This window comes from Actinoplanes sp. DH11 (genome assembly GCF_020873875.1).
Lineage (GTDB): Bacteria > Actinomycetota > Actinomycetes > Mycobacteriales > Micromonosporaceae > Actinoplanes.
On record NZ_JAHWGU010000012.1, the window covers coordinates 134,315 to 150,232 of the forward strand.

Below are 15,918 nucleotides of genomic sequence, written 5' to 3' on the forward strand. Positions count from 1 at the left end.
TCAGCCGAGCAGTTTGGCGCGCAGCGCCGCGTCCTTCTCGCCGACCATCTTCTCCAGCCCTGCTTGGAAGTCGCTCATCCGGCGCCGCAGCTCCGGATCGGCGGCGCCGAGGATCCGCACCGCGAGCAGGCCGGCGTTGCGGGCCCCGCCGATCGACACCGTCGCCACCGGCACGCCCGCCGGCATCTGCACGATCGAGAGCAGCGAGTCCATGCCGTCGAGGTGCTTGAGCGGCACCGGCACGCCGATCACCGGCAGCGGGGTCAGCGCGGCCACCATGCCCGGCAGGTGTGCCGCGCCACCGGCGCCGGCGATGATCGCCTTGATGCCCCGGTCGGCGGCCGACTCGGCGTAGTCGACCATCTTGCGGACGGTCCGGTGCGCGGACACGACACCGACCTCGAACGGCACCTCGAACTCGGCGAGCGCCAGCGCGGCGGCCTCCATGGTGGGCCAGTCCGAGTCGCTGCCCATGATGATGCCGACGACGGGTGCCATCACTTGCCTTCCTGAAGCCATGTCGCGGCCCGCGCGGCACGCGCCCGGACCTCCGCCAGGTCCGAACCCAGCACGGTCACGTGGCCGATCTTGCGACCGGGCCGGACCTGCTTGCCGTAGAGGTGGACCCGCGCGTCCGGCACCTCGGCGAACAGGTGGTGCAGCCGCTCGTCGATCGACATGCCGCCGGGCTCGCCACCGAGCACGTTGGCCATCACGACGACCGGTGCGGTAAGTGCGGTCGAACCCATCGGGTAGTCGAGCACGGCCCGCAGATGCTGCTCGAACTGCGAGGTGCGGGCGCCCTCGATGGTCCAGTGCCCGGAGTTGTGCGGTCGCATCGCCAGCTCGTTCACCACGATGCCGTCGTCGGTCTGGAACAGCTCGACGGCGAGCAGGCCGACCACGCCCAGCTCGTTCGCCAGGTCGATGGCGAGCTGCTGCGCCTCCAGGGCCAGCTCCTCGTCCAGCTCCTGAGCGGGCGCGATCACCTCGACGCAGATCCCGTTCTGCTGCACGGTCTCCACCACCGGGTAGGCCGCGACCTGCCCGAACGGCGACCGGGCCACCAGTGCGGCAAGCTCGCGGCGCAGCGGCACCTTCTCCTCGACGATCAGCGGGATGCCGGTCGAGATCAGGTCCGCGGCGGCCTCCGGCGAACCGACCATCCAGACACCGCGTCCGTCGTACCCCCCGCGCGTGGCCTTGGCCACCACCGGCCAGGACCCACCCGCGAAGGCCTCGATCTCCGCCGCCGACGTCACTCGCTGCCAGCGCGGCACCGGCGCGCCGAGCGCGGCGAGGCGCTCCCGCATCATGCCCTTGTCCTGGGCGAAGAGCAGCGCCTTCGAGCCCGGGAAGATCTTCACACCCTCGGCCTCGAGTGCCTCGATGTGCTCGGTGGGCACATGCTCGTGGTCGAACGTGACCGCGTCGCACCCTTTCGCGAACTCACGCAGCGCAGCCAGATCGGTGTGCACCCCGATCGGGACATCCGCCGCGACGAGCGCAGCACTGTCATCGGGCCGCTCACTGAGCACACGCAGTGACTGGCCGAGGGAAATGGCGGCCTGGTGGGTCATCCGGGCCAGCTGGCCACCGCCCACCATGCCGACTACGGGCAGACCGGTTCGGGTATCCATCGCCAGGCCAGCCTAGCGACGAGCAGGCTCGGACCGAAAATCGGGGAGTACGGGCCACCGCTTCCCCACCCGCAGCCGGAACCGCACCCGCCCTGCGGGCGCTACCGCATGCCCCTCCAGCCGCACCGGGCACAGCGGGTGTGCTCCTACTCAGGCCGACTCGTGTACTCCCTCAGGCGCGCTCGCGTGCTCCCTCGGCCGACTCGTGTACTCCTCAGACCCGGTCGTGGATGGTGATCGCGTAGCCGTCCGGGTCACTGAAGGTGAAGGTCCGCCCGAACGGGCCGTCGATCGGGCCGGCCAGGATCGGCACGCCGGCCGCGGCGAGGTCGTCGTGCAGGGTCTGCGCGTCGTCGGCGTGCAGCCACAGGGCCACGCCGGTGCGGAGCCCCGGCGTCGCGGCGTCGAGGTCGACGCCGGGCATCGGGGCTCGCACGGCGAACGGTACGGGGCTGGTGGCGAAGACGACGGCGTGCGGCGGGCTGACCGGTGCGCGGCGCAGCCCGAGGCGGGTCTCGTAGAAGTCGGCGGCGGCGTCGAGGTCGCGCACCTGGAGGGCGATGAAATCGGGTCCGGTGACCGGCATGGCGGTTCTCCTCATCAGCATGTCAGGAACCTGACATGCACGAGCGTATGTCAGGATGCTGACATGGTGCAAGAAGTGGGTGACCTGAACCTCTCCGTCGGCTACGCCTTGAAGCAGGCCGCCGCGGCGCTGCGCACAGCCATGGACGCGGGGTTGCGTCCGCTGGGGCTGTCGGTGTCGCAGTACTCCTGCCTGGAACTGCTCGGCCAGCGCCCCGGGCTCTCCGCGGCCGAACTCGCCCGCGGCGCGTTCGTCACCCGGCAGTCCATGCACGCGGTCCTGCTCGGCCTCGAGGAACGCGGCCTGCTGGAACGGGCCGCCACCGCACCACAGGGCCGGGCCCTGCCGACGCAGCTCACCGCCGCCGGCCGCGCAGCACTGACCTCGGCCAGCCGGATCGTCGCCGCCGTCGAGCAGCGGATGACGCAGACCCTGACAGCCGGCGGCCGCGACCGCCTGCACGCCGACCTGATCGCCTGCGTGGCGGCCCTCAGCACCGACCCCGCCGAGGCCGGCGGCGACAACCCGTCCGCAGCACTCGACGCCAACCAGAGCGCACTGCCCAGCGACAACCCGGCCTCAGCACTCGGCCCAGATTCATCCCCGGAGTGAAAGCCGCCCCGGGCCCCCGCACCCGCAGAAAGAGCGTCAGGCAGGCATGACGTCCGGGCGGAGACGGACCGCCAGGTCTTCCGGCGTGCTGACCGGGCGGTCGCAGACGAACCCCCGGCAGACATAGGCGGCCGGACCGCCGTCGATCAGCGGCCGGTCCGCCAGCAGCGGCACCCCCGGCCGGTCCGGTTCCCCCACGACGATCACCGTGCCGCCCGGTGCGGACCGGTGGGCGGCCTCCACCAGCGCGCCCGCGGCTGCGGGGTCGGTGGTGGCGACGGCGATCTCGTACGGCCCGGTCAGCGCCGCCTCGGCCACCGCCGCCGCGTAGCCGGCGAACCGCGGGTGCCCCCCGATCAGCGGGCCGGCCGTGGCGAGCGCCGCGTCGGCCACCTGGCGGTAGGATGTCTCGCCGCTCAGGGCCGCACACGAGACCAGGGCCGCGCAGATCGCCGACAGCCCGGACGGGGTGGCGTTGTCGGTGGGGTCGGCGGGGCGGGTGAGCAGCTTCTCCGCGTCGTCGGCCGTGTCGTAGAAGCCGCCGTCGCCGCTGCCGAACCGGGCCACGGCGACGTCGAGCAGTTGCCGGGCGAGCTCCAGCCACCGCGGCTCGGCCGTGACCTGGTGCACCGCGAGGAAGGCCTCCGCCACACACCCGTAGTCCTCCAGCACACCGGCCGGTTCCCCGGCCACGCCGTCCCGGGAGACCCGGCGCAGGCGGCCGTCGATGAGGTGCCGGTCGGCGAGGATACCGGCGAGCGCGATGGCGGCGTCCCGGGAGGTGGCGGAGCCGGTGAGGACGCCGTGCTCGGCGAGCGCGGTGATCGCCAGGCCGTTCCAGGAGGCGACCACCTTGTCGTCGCGGGCCGGCTGGGGGCGTGCGGCGCGGGCGGCGAGCAGGCGCCCGCGGACGTCGCGCCAGCGGTCGGCGATCGGCGGGTCGGCCTCGTCGATGTCCCGGGCCAGCACGAGGACGCTCCGGCCGTGCTCGAACGTCCCCTCGGGTGTCACCCGGAACAGGTCGGCGGCCCAGGCGCCGTCGTCCGGGCCGAGGGCGGCCACCAGCTCGGCCGGGTTCCACGCGTAGGTCAGGCCTTCGACCCCGTCGGCGTCGGCATCCAGGGCGGATGCCAGCCCGCCGGACGCGGTGCCCAGGTCACGCAGCAGGAAGGCGGCCGTCTCGTCGGCGATCCGGCGGGCGAACGACTCGCCGGTGATCCGCCACAGCTGGGTGTAGACCCGCAGCAGCAACGCGTTGTCGTAGAGCATCTTCTCGAAGTGCGGCACGGTCCAGGTGGCGTCCACCGCGTAGCGGGCGAACCCGCCGGCCAGCTGGTCGTAGATGCCGCCGCGGGCCATCCGCTCGCACGCGTGCCGGACCGTCTCCAGCGCGTCGGCGGAGCCGGTGCGCTCGTGGTGGCGCAGCAGGAAGAGCAGGTTCATGTGCGGCGGGAATTTCGGTGCGCCGCCGAAGCCGCCGAACGTGTCGTCCTGATCTTTCGCCAGGCCGGCGGCCGCCGCCGCGAGCAGCTCGGCGGAGATCGGCGCGGTCGGGCCACCGATCATCTGGGCCCCGCCGACCGCCTCGACGACCGCGGCGCCCTGCGCGAGCACGTCGGCACGCTGCCCGGTCCAGGCGGTGGTGACGGAGGTGAGCAGCTTGCCGAACGAGTCACGGGGGAAGTAGGTGCCGCAGAAGAAGGGGTCGCCGTCCGGCGTCGCGAAGACCGTCATCGGCCAGCCGCCCTGCCCGGTCATCGCCTGGGTGGCGGTCATGTAGACGGCGTCGACGTCGGGCCGTTCCTCGCGGTCCACCTTGATCGCCACGAAGCCGTCGTTCATCTGCCGGGCGATCGCCTCGTCCTCGAAGGACTCGTGGGCCATCACGTGGCACCAGTGGCAGGCCGCGTAACCCACCGAGATGATCACAGGTACGTCGCGGCGGCGGGCTTCCTCGAACGCTTCGTCCGACCACTCCCACCAGTCGACCGGGTTGTCCCGGTGCTGCTGGAGGTAGGGCGAGGTGGCTTCGGCGAGACGGTTGGCCATGTCACCAGCCTCTCATGCCCCCAGGGCGCCGCCACCGCGTGACGAGCCGCGCCGGTGGCCCTCGGGGGCCGAGGCGGCGGCCGCGTCGAGCAGCTGGGACAGCGCCGACACGATCTTGTCGGCGGGCATCGGCTTGCAGAAGTGGTAGCCCTGCGCGGTGGGGCAGCCCAGCTCGATGAGCGCGGCCCGCTGCTCGACCGTCTCGATGCCCTCGGCCACGACCCGGACACCGAGCCGGGCGCCGAGCTCGACCGCGCCGCGCACGACCGCGCCGGCGGCCGGCTTGTCGATCATCTCGTCCACGAACGACCGGTCGATCTTGATTTCGTCGACAGGCATCCGGGTGACCGAGGCGAGCGACGAGAAACCGGTGCCGAAGTCGTCGAGCGAGACCTGCACACCCGAGGACCGCAGCCGGGCCAGCACCTCGTCGACGATCTCCTGCTCGCTCACCGCGACCGACTCGGTGATCTCCAGGACCAGCCGGGAGGCAGGTGTCCGGTGGCGCCGCAGCGCCTCGGTGACCTGGGCCGGGAAGGTGGGGTCGGTGAGGCTGCGCGCCGAGACGTTCACCGAGACCGGGATGTCGATGTCGTGCGCCGTCCAGTCCGCGGCGGCCGCCAGGGCCAGGTCGAGGACCCGCCGGGTGAACGGGATGAGCAGTTCGCTGCGTTCCACGGCGGGCAGGAAGGCGCCCGGCGAGAGCTGGCCGCGGCGCGGATGCCGCCAGCGCACCAGCGCCTCCACCCCGGTCGGCGCGGCGGTCACCAGGTCGACGGCGGGTTGCAGGTGCAGCACGATCTGGTCGTCGGCGGCGAACGCGTCCTGCAGCTCGGCCAGCAGCGCCAGATGGTCGGTGCTGCTCGCGTCCAGACCGCTGTCGTAGGTCCCGACGGTGATGCCCAGCTCCTTGGCCCGGCCGACGGCCAGCGCGGCCCGGCGCAGCAGCTCACCGACCTCGATCCGGCCCGGCCGTTCCGCCACCACGCCCACGGTCACCTCGACCGCGAGGCGCACCCCGGCCACCTCCATCGGCAGCCGCAGGTGCTCGACGAGTTCCCGGGCCCGGCGCAGAGCCGGCGGCAGCGGGCTGGCCGCCCGGGGCGCGGTGTCGGAGAGGGCCGCCATCGTTGGCAGCAGCAGCGCGAACTCGTCGTCACCGGTCCGCGCGACGAGTTCGGACGGCCGCGCCAGCTCGGTGAGCCGTTCCGCGACCAGGCGCAGCACCTCGTCACCGCCGCGGTGCCCGAGCGTCCGGTTGACCTCACTGAAGTCGACCACGTCGAGCTGCAGCAGGGCGACGTGCTGACCGCCGTCGAGCGTGCGCAGCAGCCGGTCGCCGGCCTCGCCGAACGCGACCCGGTTGATCAGCCCGGTGAGCGGGTCGTGCACCCGGTCGTGCGCGGCGCGGGCGTCCAGCTCGACGATCCGCTGGTGTGCCGCCGCGTCGTGCAGGGCGCCGGCGAGCGCCTCGCCGTACGCCGTGATGGCCGCCTCGTCCTGCGGCACCGGCAGGGTGGGCTCGCCCAGCCAGACGGTCAGCTCACCGACTGGCCGGCCGGCGACCGCCATGCTGCGGGTGATGGCCGGGCCGGAGCGGGCCGTGGCGGGGTCGTCCGGGCCGGGGCCGTCCTGCGCGTACCGCCGGTGGCCGTTGAGGCGGACCTCCAGCTCGGCGCGGCGGGCCCCGAAGACGTCGAGCGCACCCCGCAGCCCGGCCCGGGCCACCTCGGCCTCGGTGGCACCCGGCAGCCGGGTCGTGGCGGCCGCGAACGCCTCCCACATCCGGCGTTCCTCGGCGGCGCGCAGGTGGAACCGGTAGGTGCGGTGCAGCAGCCAGAGGGCAGGTCCGAAGGCGAGCAGCCAGAGCGGTTCCCGGACCAGCGCGAACACCGCGCAGAGCCCGACCAGCACGTTGCCCACCGACATCGGCAGCTTGGCGTAGAGCACCCGGGCGGCGATCCGGCCGGGCGCCGCGTCGCGGTGCAGCACCAGGGTCAGCACGACCAGGCTGAACGTGATCAGCAGGTAGGTGAACGCGCCGGCGACCAGGGCCAGCGGCAGGCGGGCGCCACCGATCGGCGCGTCACCGGCGATCAGGGCCGTGACGAGCGCGGCGCCCGCCACGCCGAGGGTCATCGAGGCGACCAGGTGGACGATCTCGGCGACGTTGCGCAGGCCGGTGAACCAGGCGAGCAGCAGCCAGGCCGCGCCGGTGCCGGCCAGGGTGGCGGCGGGCAGCCAGCCGGCCGGGGCGACCACGAACCCGACGACCACCGCCGCTTCGGCCCAGCTCACCGAGACCGCGTCCGGCCCGAGGCGGAACCGGAGGCCGGCCAGCTGAGCGATGGCGGCCAGCACGGCGGCGACGCAGACGCCGTCGAGCGTGGAGAGCGGCCGGTCGGGCGGGCGGGTGCCGGGCTGGAAGATGCCGAGCACGACGGCGGCCAGGGCGGCCACGACGACGGCGACGGTGAGCACCCGGACCGGCCGGGGCCGGCTCAGCCAGGAATGGTCTCGCAGCTGCGGGGCGGTCACGGCAGGACTCCGCCCACTGGTGGGCCGGTCACCCTGAGCAAGGGCGGCCCCGCGACAGGTGGCCCGGTAAAGAGCGGCCTCATCACGAGCGCCTCAGCGACGGCGTGCACGTTCACATGCACGTGCAGATGCGCTGCGGAAATTTCGCGCCGGACAGTCGTCATCTCGGCGCCCCCTTCCGCGCAGGGTCCGAGGGCCGTATGGCCCCCGGGCGGAAGGCTAAATCAATACCGATGAACGCAACAGGGCTTGACGGACCCGAGACCGGGACACTCAGGTCGGACGGGCCGGGACTTCCGGGCGTACGACGAGGGGCCGCGCCCTCAGGCGCGGGCCGCCCCGCCGTCCTTGGCCGACGGAAGCTCGTCGTCCGCCACCGCTGTCACCTCGGGTTCCGCCTTGGTCACCGGAGCTGCGGATCGATCCGCTTCGACGTCGGCGGCCGCGCCGGCGGCCGGCTGCTGCGCGTCGGCGCCCCGGTGGGCGATCTCTGCCACACCTTCGCGTTTCGCGCTGCCCGTAAAACTGTCGGGAAGCCGACGGATCCGCTTGTTCATGTTGCGGATCAACAGCACCGTGGCAACACACATGAGGACGATGAGGAACAACCCCATCGGCCCGGCCAGGCCGCCCGAACGGGTGTCACCGAAGTTGTTGACAGCGAAGACGTCCACGACCTCAGCGTACTGCGTCAGTGTGCGTCGACCTTCTCCCGGATGCCCGCGAACAGGTCGGACTCCGGAATCGGGCTGTCCACCAGCGAGCGGGCCAGCTCGAAGTCCTCCGTGGGCCACACCTTCTGCTGCATGTCCAGCGGGATGTGGAACCAGAAGCCGTCCGGGTCGACCTGGGTCGCGTGGGCGCGCAGCGCGTCGTCACGGACGCTGAAGTACTCGCCGCAGTCGATCCGGGTGGTGATCTTGTCGCCGCGGTCCTGCCGCTCCGACGACTTCTCCAGCCACTCCGCGTAGGGCGACTCCAGCCCGGCCGCCAGCATCCCCTCGTGCAGGGCCAGCATCCGCGCGCGGGTCCAGCCGGAGTTGTAGTACAGCTTCAGCGGCTGCCACGGCTCGCCCAGCTCCGGGTAGAGATCCGGGTCGCCGGCCGCGTCGAACGCCACCACCGAGATCTTGTGGCACATGATGTGGTCGGGGTGCGGGTAACCGCCGTTCTCGTCATAGGTGGTCATGACGTGCGGCCGGAACTCGCGGATCAGCTTGATCAGCGGCTTGGCCGCCTCCTGCGGGTCCTGCAGGCCGAAGCAGCCCTCGGGCAGCGGCGGCAGCGGGTCGCCCTCGGGCAGGCCGGAGTCGACGAACCCGAGCCAGGCCTGGTCGACGCCGAGGATCTCGCGGGCCCGGTCCATCTCGGCGCGCCGGATGTTGGTGATGTCGGCCAGCACCTCCGGCCGGTCCATCTTCGGGTTGAGCACGCTGCCGCGCTCTCCCCCGGTGCAGGTCGCCACCAGCACCTGGACACCCTCGGCGACATATTTCGCCATGGTGGCGGCGCCCTTGCTCGACTCGTCGTCGGGGTGGGCGTGCACGGTCATCAGGCGCAACTGCTCGGCCACGTTGAATTCCCTCTCGACCAGGCCTGCCGTCGGCGGCCCAGGATCGGCTGCGAAGATGGACTCTGCCATTCTGGCCGATCCCACCGACAACAAACGCACGAGAGGTCGTCAGGTGAGCGAGACGCACGCCACAACGCCGGTCTTCCCGCCGGGCCGATACGGTCGGCGCCGTGAGGGCCGGCACAGTCGCTGGCTGCCGATCCTCGCCACCGTGCTGTCCGGGCTCGTCATCCTGGGCCTCACCATGCAGCTCTACAACAAGTTCGGCGAGGGCGACTACGACCCGCAGATCATCGGGTGGAGCGAGCCGTCCGACACCGAGATGGTCATCCAGTTCCGGGTCCTGGTGCCGGCCGGCGAGAACGCCACCTGCATGTTGCGCGCCCGCGACTACGACGGCTTCGAGGTGGGCCGCCAGCTGGTCACCGTGCAGGGCAAGCCCGGCGGCGGTTCGGTCGAGGTGAGCGAGCCGGTGACGACCAAATCCCGCGCCTCCGTGGGCGACGTGATGGGCTGCCGCGCGGCCGGCTGACAACTTTCACCTTCCGGGCGGTACGCATACCGCTGGTAAGCTTGGTGATTCGCTGCGTTGAGCATGGTGCTTTTCAGCGGCATGCCCTGACCCTGCCCAGTTTCAGCAAGGAGATCGACCGTGTCCAGTTCCGAGGCGCCGAAGACCTGGCTCTCCCAGGACGCTCACGACCGGCTGCAGGCCGAGCTCGACGAGTTGATCGCGAACCGGCCGGCGATAGCTGCGGAAATCAACGCGCGTCGGGAAGAGGGCGATCTCCGTGAGAACGGCGGCTACCACGCGGCCCGCGAGGAGCAGAGCCGGCAGGAAGGCCGGATCCTCTACTTGAAGGAGTTCCTGCGCAACTCCGAGGTCGGCGAGGCCCAGGTGGCCGACTCGGTCACCCCCGGTTCGGTGGTCACCATCTACTTCGACGACGACCAGGCCGACACCGAGACGTTCCTGCTCGGGTCCCGGGAGATCTCGTCCACGACCGACCTCACCGTCTACAGCCCGGAGTCCGCGCTCGGCCAGGCCATCCTCGGCGCGCGTCCCGGCCAGACCGTGACCTACACGGCCCCCAGCGGCGCCGACATCAAGGTCACCGTGGTCAAGTTCGGCGCTTTCGAAGGCTGACGAGGCGCTTTTCGAGAGTTTCACCGGAAGGGCTCGCGGGATCACCCGCGAGCCCTTCCGCGTTTTTTCACGGCGTGGTGTCGGCCAGCAGGGCCACCCGGTAACCGGCGTCCCGGAGGGCGCTGATCAGGGCCGAGGAGTGGGCCGGGCCCCGCGTCTCCACGGAAAGGGCCACCTCCACCTCGCCGAAGCTGAGCCTCGGGCTCTGCCGGGAGTGCGCGACGTCGACGATGTTCGCCCGCTGCTCGGCGATCTCGCGCAGCAGCCGGGCCAGCTGACCCGGGCGGTCCGAGCAGCGCACCGCGAGCCGCAGGAATCGGCCGGCCGACGCCAGCCCGTGCTCGATCACCCGGAGCAGCAGCATCGGGTCGATGTTGCCGCCGGAGAGCACGGCCACCGCCGGCCCGCCACGCGGCGGCACGTAGGCGCCGGTCAGCAGCGCCGCGACCGCCGCCGCCCCGGCCGGCTCCACCACCGACTTGTGCCGTTCCAGCAGCACCAGCAGGGCCGCCGACAGATCCTCGTCGGTCACCGTGACGACCTCGTCGACAAGCTTCTCGACGTGCGCGAACGTGAGATCACCGGGACGCAGGACGGCGATGCCGTCCGCGATCGTGGCGCCACTGTCCAGCTTCCGCGGCGCCCCGGCGGCGAGCGAGGGAGGGTACGCGGCAGCCCCGCTCGCCTGCACCCCGACGATCCGGATGTCCGGCCGCAGCGCCTTGGCCGCCACCGCGAGCCCGGAGACCAGCCCGCCACCGCCGACCGCCGTGATGATCGTGGTGGCTTCCGGGCACTGCTCGAGGATCTCCAGCGCCACCGTGCCCTGCCCGGCGATCACGTCGGGGTGGTCGAACGGGTGGATCAGGATCGCACCGGTGCTGCGGGCGAAGTCGTGCGCCGCCTCCAGCGCGTCGTCCACGCTGGTCCCGGCGTACTCGACGGCGGCGCCGTACCCCTTCGTCGCGGAAACCTTCGGCAGCGGCGCGCCCTCCGGCATGAAGACCGTGGCCCGCGTGCCGAGCAGGCCCGCCGCCAGCGCCACCCCCTGCGCGTGGTTGCCGGCGGAGGCGGCCACCACACCGCGGGCCCGTTCGGCCTCGGACAGGCGGGCGATCCGGGTGTACGCGCCACGCACCTTGTACGACCCGGCGCGCTGCTGGTTCTCGCACTTCAGCCAGACCGGCACCCCGGTGATCTCGGTGAGCGGCCGGGAGGTGATCAGCGGGGTCCGCTTGGCCACCCCGGTCAGCAGCTCGCGGGCGGCCTCGACGTCGGCCAGGGTCAGCAGGTCCAGTGGTGCGGTCATGGCCACCAATCGTGCCACTGCCCGGTCAGACCAGGTTCTGCCGCTGCCAGGGGTTCTGCAATTCGAACTGACCGGCCACGGAGAGCAACAACATCTCCGAGTCGGGCGGGCCGACCAGTTGCACCGCGAGCGGCATGCCGTCCGCCCGGAACCCGACCGGCACCACGATCGCCGGCAGGCCCGCGTAGTTCCACGGCGCCTGATAGGGCGCGTACGCCGCGTTCGCCTGCATGTTCTTCCACCAGGGGATGCCCGAGTACCGCAGTGCCGGCGGCGGGGGCGCGGCAAGCGCCGGAGTGAGCAGCAGGTCGATCGAGCGGTCCGCGAAAAACCGGATCGACCGGTCCCGCCACGCGTCCCGCTGCGTCTGCCGGACCAGCCCGGCCCGCATCGCCGCCTTGCCCAGCGCGATGTGCCGCCGGGTGCGCGGCTGCAGCCGGTCGACGGGCAGCCCCTCCGAGTTCACGTAGGCACCGGCGAACCAGGTGGCCAGCACGCCGAGCGCGACACCCGACGGGTAGGTGGGGTCGGCGGTGACCGTGTCGTGACCGGCCTGGGTGAGCAGCCGCGACGCCGTGGTGACGGCCCCCGTGTTCGCCTCGTCCGGCTTCACCCCGGCCACCGGGGAACGCAGCGAGATGCCGACCCGCAGCCGCTGCGGCTCCACCAGTTTCTGCGGGGTCAGGCCGGCCAGCACCGAGAAACCCAGCGCGGCGTCGGCCACCGTGGTGGTCAGCACGCCGTTCTCCACCAGGCCGAACCAGTCCTTGTCACCGAAGTCGACGGGCACGACGCCCCGGCCCGGCTTGAGCCCGACCAGGCCGCAGCAGGCCGCCGGGATCCGGATCGACCCGAGGCCGTCGTTGCCCTGCGCGATCGGCACCAGACCGGCCGCCACCGCCGCCGCGGAACCGCCGGACGAGCCGCCCGGCGTGCGCTCCAGATCCCACGGGTTGCGGGTCGGCGCGGTGTCGTCGTCGGTCGTCGCCCAAAGACCCATCTCGGGCATCCGGGTCACCCCGACCACGACGGCGCCGGCCCCGCGCAACCGGCGGACCACTTCGTGGTCCTCCTCGGCGACCTCAGGAGTACGGGCGGCGGCCGAACCGTGCCACGTCGGCATCCCGGCCACGGCGGTGTTCTCCTTGACCGCCACCGGCACACCGGCGAGCGGCAGGTTCGCCAGGTCTTCCTGATCGTCGACCTTCTCCGCCTCGGTGATCGCCTCGCCGCCGCGGATCACCCGGAAGGCGCCGAGCGCCGGATCGGAGATGCCGATTTGTTCCAGATGATCGGCCACGACCTGGGTGGCACTCGCGTCACCGCGGCGCACCGCACGGGCGATCTGCTTGGCGGTGGCCCCCACCCAGGTCGTCGTCATCGCGCAGAATCTCCAGCGTCTGTCTCTATCCGAGCGCCTGCTCGAGGTCGGCGAGCAGATCGTCAACGGTTTCGATGCCGACAGACAGTCGCACGAGATCGGCGGGAACTTCAAGCGCTGAGCCCGCAGCCGACAGATGTGTCATCTGTCCCGGGTGCTCGATGAGCGATTCGACTCCACCCAGCGACTCCGCGAGCACGAAGAGCTTCGTCCGATTGCAGATCTCGATCGCCTTCTCCGGGCCGCCGGCCGCGCGGAACGAGACCATGCCGCCGAACCGGCTCATCTGCTTGACCGCCGTCTCGTGACCGGGGTGGTCGGCGAGCCCCGGGTAGAGCACCTGGCCCACCGCCGCGTGCTCGCTCAGGTAACCGGCGATCCGCTCCGCGTTGTCACAGTGCCGCTCCATCCGTACACCCAGGGTCTTGATCCCCCGGAGGGTGAGCCAGGCGTCGAAGGGCCCGTTCACGCCGCCCATCGCGTTCTGGTGGAAGGCCAGCTCGTCACCGAGACCCGTCTCCGCCGTGATCAGCGCGCCGCCCACCACGTCGGAGTGCCCGCCGATGTACTTGGTCGTCGAGTGGATCACCACGTCGGCGCCGAGCGCGAGCGGCTGCTGCAGGTACGGCGAGGCGAACGTGTTGTCCACCGCCAGCATCGCGTCGTACTCGTGGGCCAGCCCGGCCAGCGCCGCGACGTCGGCGATGTTGAGCAGCGGGTTGGTCGGCGTCTCCGCCCAGATCAGCCGGGTGTGGCCGGGCCGGAACGCGGCACGCACCGCGTCCAGGTCGTCCAGCGGCACGGCGGTCCAGTCCAGCCCCCACCGCTCGGCCACCTTCGAGAAGAGCCGGAACGTGCCGCCGTACGCGTCGTTCGGGATCACCACGTGGTCGCCGGGCCGGCACACCGTACGCAGCAGGGTGTCCTCGGCAGCGAGGCCGCTCGCGAAGGCGAGCCCGCGCCGCCCGCCCTCGATCGCCGCCAGGCACTCCTGGAGCGCGTCCCGGGTCGGGTTGCCGGAACGGCTGTACTCGTACCCCAGGCGAGGGGCGCCGACGGCGTCCTGTGCGTACGTGCTGGTCTGGTAGATGGGCGGCACCACCGCACCGGTCCGCGGATCCGGCTCCTGGCCGGCGTGGATGGCGAGGGTGTCGAACCCGTACTCATTTGCCGTCATGTTGCGCAAGGCTAGTCTCACCTGGTGGCCGACTGCGTGTTCTGTGGCATCGTGGCGGGGACCGTCCCGGCGTTCCGGGTGGCGGAGTCGCCCGCCGGCATCGCCTTCCTGGACATCAGGCCCGTGTTCAAAGGGCACGTCCTGGTGATCCCGCGACCGCACCTCGTGCAGCTGACCGACCTCCCCGCCGACCTGCTGCCCGACTATTTCGCCTTCGTCCAGCAGATCGCCGCGGCGGTTCCCCGCGCGCTCGGCTCGCAGGGCACCTTCGTCGCCCAGAACAACATCGTCTCCCAGTCCGTGCCGCACCTGCACACCCACGTCGTGCCCCGCACCAAAGGCGACGGCCTGCGCGGCTTCTTCTGGCCCCGCCGCAAATACGACAGCGACGACGAGGCCCGTTCGGTCGCCACACTCATCGGTAAGGAATGCGGCCCCGCCGGCGTTACCGATGGTGGACGAAGGGAGTGACCGTGTTCCTACGGCACAAGAAGCTCGACCTGCCCACCTCCGAGACCGCCGCACCGGGCCGCGACACCGAGATCCCGGTCGCGTCCACCCACACCGTGCTGGGCACCCCGCTGAAGGGCCCCTGGCCGGCCGGGCTCGAGGTCGCCGTCTTCGGGATGGGCTGTTTCTGGGGCGCGGAGCGCATCTTCTGGAAACTGCCCGGCGTCCACTCGACGTCGGTCGGCTACGCGGGCGGTTTCACCGCCAACCCCACCTACGAGGAGACCTGCTCCGGCACGACCGGGCACACCGAGGTCGTCCAGGTGGTGTACGACCCCGAGCGCATCGCGTACGAGGATCTGCTGAAGGCGTTCTGGGAGAACCACGACCCGACACAGGGCATGCGCCAGGGCAACGACGTCGGCACGCAGTACCGCTCGGCGATCTACACCACCACGGACGCGCAGGCCACCACCGCGCGGGTCTCGGTGGAAGCCTTCCAGCCGGTCGTCACGGCGGCGGGGCGCGGGCGGATCACGACTGAGGTGCGGCCGCTGAGCGCGTACTACTACGCGGAGGACTACCACCAGCAGTACCTTTCAAGTGATAAAAACCCCAACGGGTACTGCAACCACGGGCCGAACGGCATGACCTGCCCGATCGGGATAGCTCGGACCAACTGACCAGCCGACACGGGACGGGTGCCACTCCGGAGCTCGTCCCGTGTGACGATGGAAAGAAGGGGGTGGTCTGAGATGCGCCGATACGCCAAACCCATCGTCGTCGCGGACGATCTCAATCTGTTGCGGGGACAGACGACCGGAGTCGTCACCCTGCCGCGTCACCTCGACTGGTCCGGCGCGGCGGACTATGACCTCGACAGCCCCGGCCGAATGGTCGATCTCTACCGAACGGTCCTGATCGAGGCGACCAAGCCCGACGACCTGCACGCCCTTCTTGATCGGGCGGTCCTGACCGGCCTATGGCCATCGATCTGGCTCCCGCCGGAACTACGCCGTGCGTGGGAACAGCGCTTCCCAGAGCTCCGGCGGGCCGCGTCGGAGGCCCCTGCCGCGTAAGGTCGCCGACATGGATCCCCGCCACCGGGAGCTGGCCGAAATCGCCCTTCGCGCGGCCGGAGATTATGGACTTGCGCTCGCCGGTGGCTATGCCGTTCGGGAGCACGGAATGGGTCATCGGCCGGGCGTCTGCCGGAGAAGATCGCGGCACCCGTTTACGAGTTCATCACCACCACACTCCTCGATAACCCGCACCGTGTCGGCAAGCGACTGATGCTGCCGCCGTTCGAGGGCACGTGGTCAGCCAGGCGCGGCACGTACCACGTCCTGTATGAAATTGACGAAGAGGGCCTCGTCGTGACAGTCACGGCAATCGAACATCGTGCGGACGCGTACCGGTCGCGCTGATCCGGAGCAGCCACCGACCACGGGGACCG

Annotated in this window: 17 protein-coding genes; 7 read left to right on the top strand and 10 right to left on the bottom strand. The window is 71.5% G+C overall.

Translation table 11 applies throughout. The features are described 5' to 3' along the window. From purE to LPA41_RS19280, 3 genes are all read right to left on the bottom strand, one after another. Window positions 1-498 carry a 5-(carboxyamino)imidazole ribonucleotide mutase gene (purE, locus tag LPA41_RS19270; protein ID WP_229072022.1) on the bottom strand — a complete coding sequence of 166 codons (498 nt, stop codon included), beginning with the start codon at window positions 496-498 and terminating at the stop codon, window positions 1-3. Then, complete coding sequence (locus tag LPA41_RS19275) at window positions 498-1,640, bottom strand: 5-(carboxyamino)imidazole ribonucleotide synthase (protein ID WP_229072023.1); 1,143 nt, start codon at window positions 1,638-1,640, stop codon at window positions 498-500. Before LPA41_RS19275 ends, purE begins: the two co-directional genes overlap by 1 nt. Window positions 1,641-1,854: 214 nt before the next feature. Then, window positions 1,855-2,226 carry a VOC family protein gene (locus tag LPA41_RS19280; RefSeq protein ID WP_229072024.1) on the bottom strand — a complete coding sequence of 124 codons (372 nt, stop codon included), beginning with the start codon at window positions 2,224-2,226 and terminating at the stop codon, window positions 1,855-1,857. Between the two features lie 63 nt (window positions 2,227-2,289). On the opposite strand from LPA41_RS19280, the gene LPA41_RS19285 reads away from it, so the two are divergent. Next, on the top strand, window positions 2,290-2,838 hold the full coding sequence (locus tag LPA41_RS19285; RefSeq protein WP_229072025.1) for a MarR family winged helix-turn-helix transcriptional regulator: 549 nt from the start codon (window positions 2,290-2,292) through the stop codon (window positions 2,836-2,838). A gap of 36 nt (window positions 2,839-2,874) precedes the next feature. On the opposite strand, the gene LPA41_RS19290 is transcribed toward LPA41_RS19285, so the two are convergent. The 4 genes from LPA41_RS19290 to mca all read right to left on the bottom strand — a co-directional run bounded on the left by LPA41_RS19290 (window position 2,875) and on the right by mca (window position 8,998). Further along, on the bottom strand, window positions 2,875-4,887 hold the full coding sequence (locus LPA41_RS19290; RefSeq protein WP_229072026.1) for a thioredoxin domain-containing protein: 2,013 nt from the start codon (window positions 4,885-4,887) through the stop codon (window positions 2,875-2,877). Window positions 4,888-4,899: 12 nt separating this feature from the next. Beyond that, window positions 4,900-7,425 (bottom strand): bifunctional diguanylate cyclase/phosphodiesterase, encoded by a 2,526-nt coding sequence (locus LPA41_RS19295; RefSeq protein ID WP_229072027.1) that lies wholly within the window; start codon window positions 7,423-7,425, stop codon window positions 4,900-4,902. A 323-nt stretch (window positions 7,426-7,748) separates the two neighbouring features. Then, window positions 7,749-8,099, bottom strand: a complete 351-nt coding sequence (locus tag LPA41_RS19300; RefSeq protein WP_229072028.1) for a hypothetical protein — start codon at window positions 8,097-8,099, stop codon at window positions 7,749-7,751. 17 nt (window positions 8,100-8,116) lie between these two features. Further along, a complete protein-coding gene (mca, locus tag LPA41_RS19305; RefSeq protein ID WP_229072126.1) occupies window positions 8,117-8,998 on the bottom strand; it encodes a mycothiol conjugate amidase Mca in 882 nt (293 codons plus the stop codon). Between the two features lie 112 nt (window positions 8,999-9,110). On the opposite strand from mca, the gene LPA41_RS19310 reads away from it, so the two are divergent. Then, complete coding sequence (locus LPA41_RS19310) at window positions 9,111-9,530, top strand: DUF4307 domain-containing protein (RefSeq protein WP_229072029.1); 420 nt, start codon at window positions 9,111-9,113, stop codon at window positions 9,528-9,530. Window positions 9,531-9,650: 120 nt separating this feature from the next. Beyond that, a complete protein-coding gene (greA, locus tag LPA41_RS19315) occupies window positions 9,651-10,145 on the top strand; it encodes a transcription elongation factor GreA (protein ID WP_229072030.1) in 495 nt (164 codons plus the stop codon). Window positions 10,146-10,212: 67 nt separating this feature from the next. Here greA and ilvA read toward each other — a convergent pair whose 3' ends face one another. Genes ilvA through LPA41_RS19330 form a run of 3 tightly spaced genes read right to left on the bottom strand, consistent with a single transcriptional unit; the run spans window position 10,213 to window position 14,012 of the window. After that, window positions 10,213-11,454 carry a threonine ammonia-lyase gene (gene ilvA, locus LPA41_RS19320; protein ID WP_229072031.1) on the bottom strand — a complete coding sequence of 414 codons (1,242 nt, stop codon included), beginning with the start codon at window positions 11,452-11,454 and terminating at the stop codon, window positions 10,213-10,215. 25 nt (window positions 11,455-11,479) lie between these two features. Next, entirely contained in the window at window positions 11,480-12,835 is a 1,356-nt protein-coding gene (locus LPA41_RS19325) for an amidase (protein WP_229072032.1), read from the bottom strand. 25 nt (window positions 12,836-12,860) lie between these two features. Further along, window positions 12,861-14,012 (bottom strand): cystathionine gamma-synthase, encoded by a 1,152-nt coding sequence (locus tag LPA41_RS19330; RefSeq protein ID WP_229072033.1) that lies wholly within the window; start codon window positions 14,010-14,012, stop codon window positions 12,861-12,863. Between the two features lie 24 nt (window positions 14,013-14,036). Between LPA41_RS19330 and LPA41_RS19335 the strand changes: the two genes are divergently transcribed. From LPA41_RS19335 to LPA41_RS43300, 4 genes are all read left to right on the top strand, one after another. After that, window positions 14,037-14,483: an HIT family protein gene (locus LPA41_RS19335; RefSeq protein ID WP_229072034.1), complete on the top strand. Its 447-nt coding sequence runs from the start codon at window positions 14,037-14,039 to the stop codon at window positions 14,481-14,483. Between the two features lie 2 nt (window positions 14,484-14,485). After that, window positions 14,486-15,145, top strand: a complete 660-nt coding sequence (msrA, locus tag LPA41_RS19340) for a peptide-methionine (S)-S-oxide reductase MsrA (RefSeq protein WP_229072035.1) — start codon at window positions 14,486-14,488, stop codon at window positions 15,143-15,145. A gap of 72 nt (window positions 15,146-15,217) precedes the next feature. After that, window positions 15,218-15,541 carry a hypothetical protein gene (locus tag LPA41_RS19345; RefSeq protein WP_229072036.1) on the top strand — a complete coding sequence of 108 codons (324 nt, stop codon included), beginning with the start codon at window positions 15,218-15,220 and terminating at the stop codon, window positions 15,539-15,541. Between the two features lie 165 nt (window positions 15,542-15,706). Further along, the gene (locus LPA41_RS43300; protein WP_374238182.1) at window positions 15,707-15,889 is read left to right on the top strand and encodes a type II toxin-antitoxin system RelE/ParE family toxin; all 183 of its coding nucleotides are present in this window, start codon (window positions 15,707-15,709) and stop codon (window positions 15,887-15,889) included. Window positions 15,890-15,918: the final 29 nt, after the last annotated feature.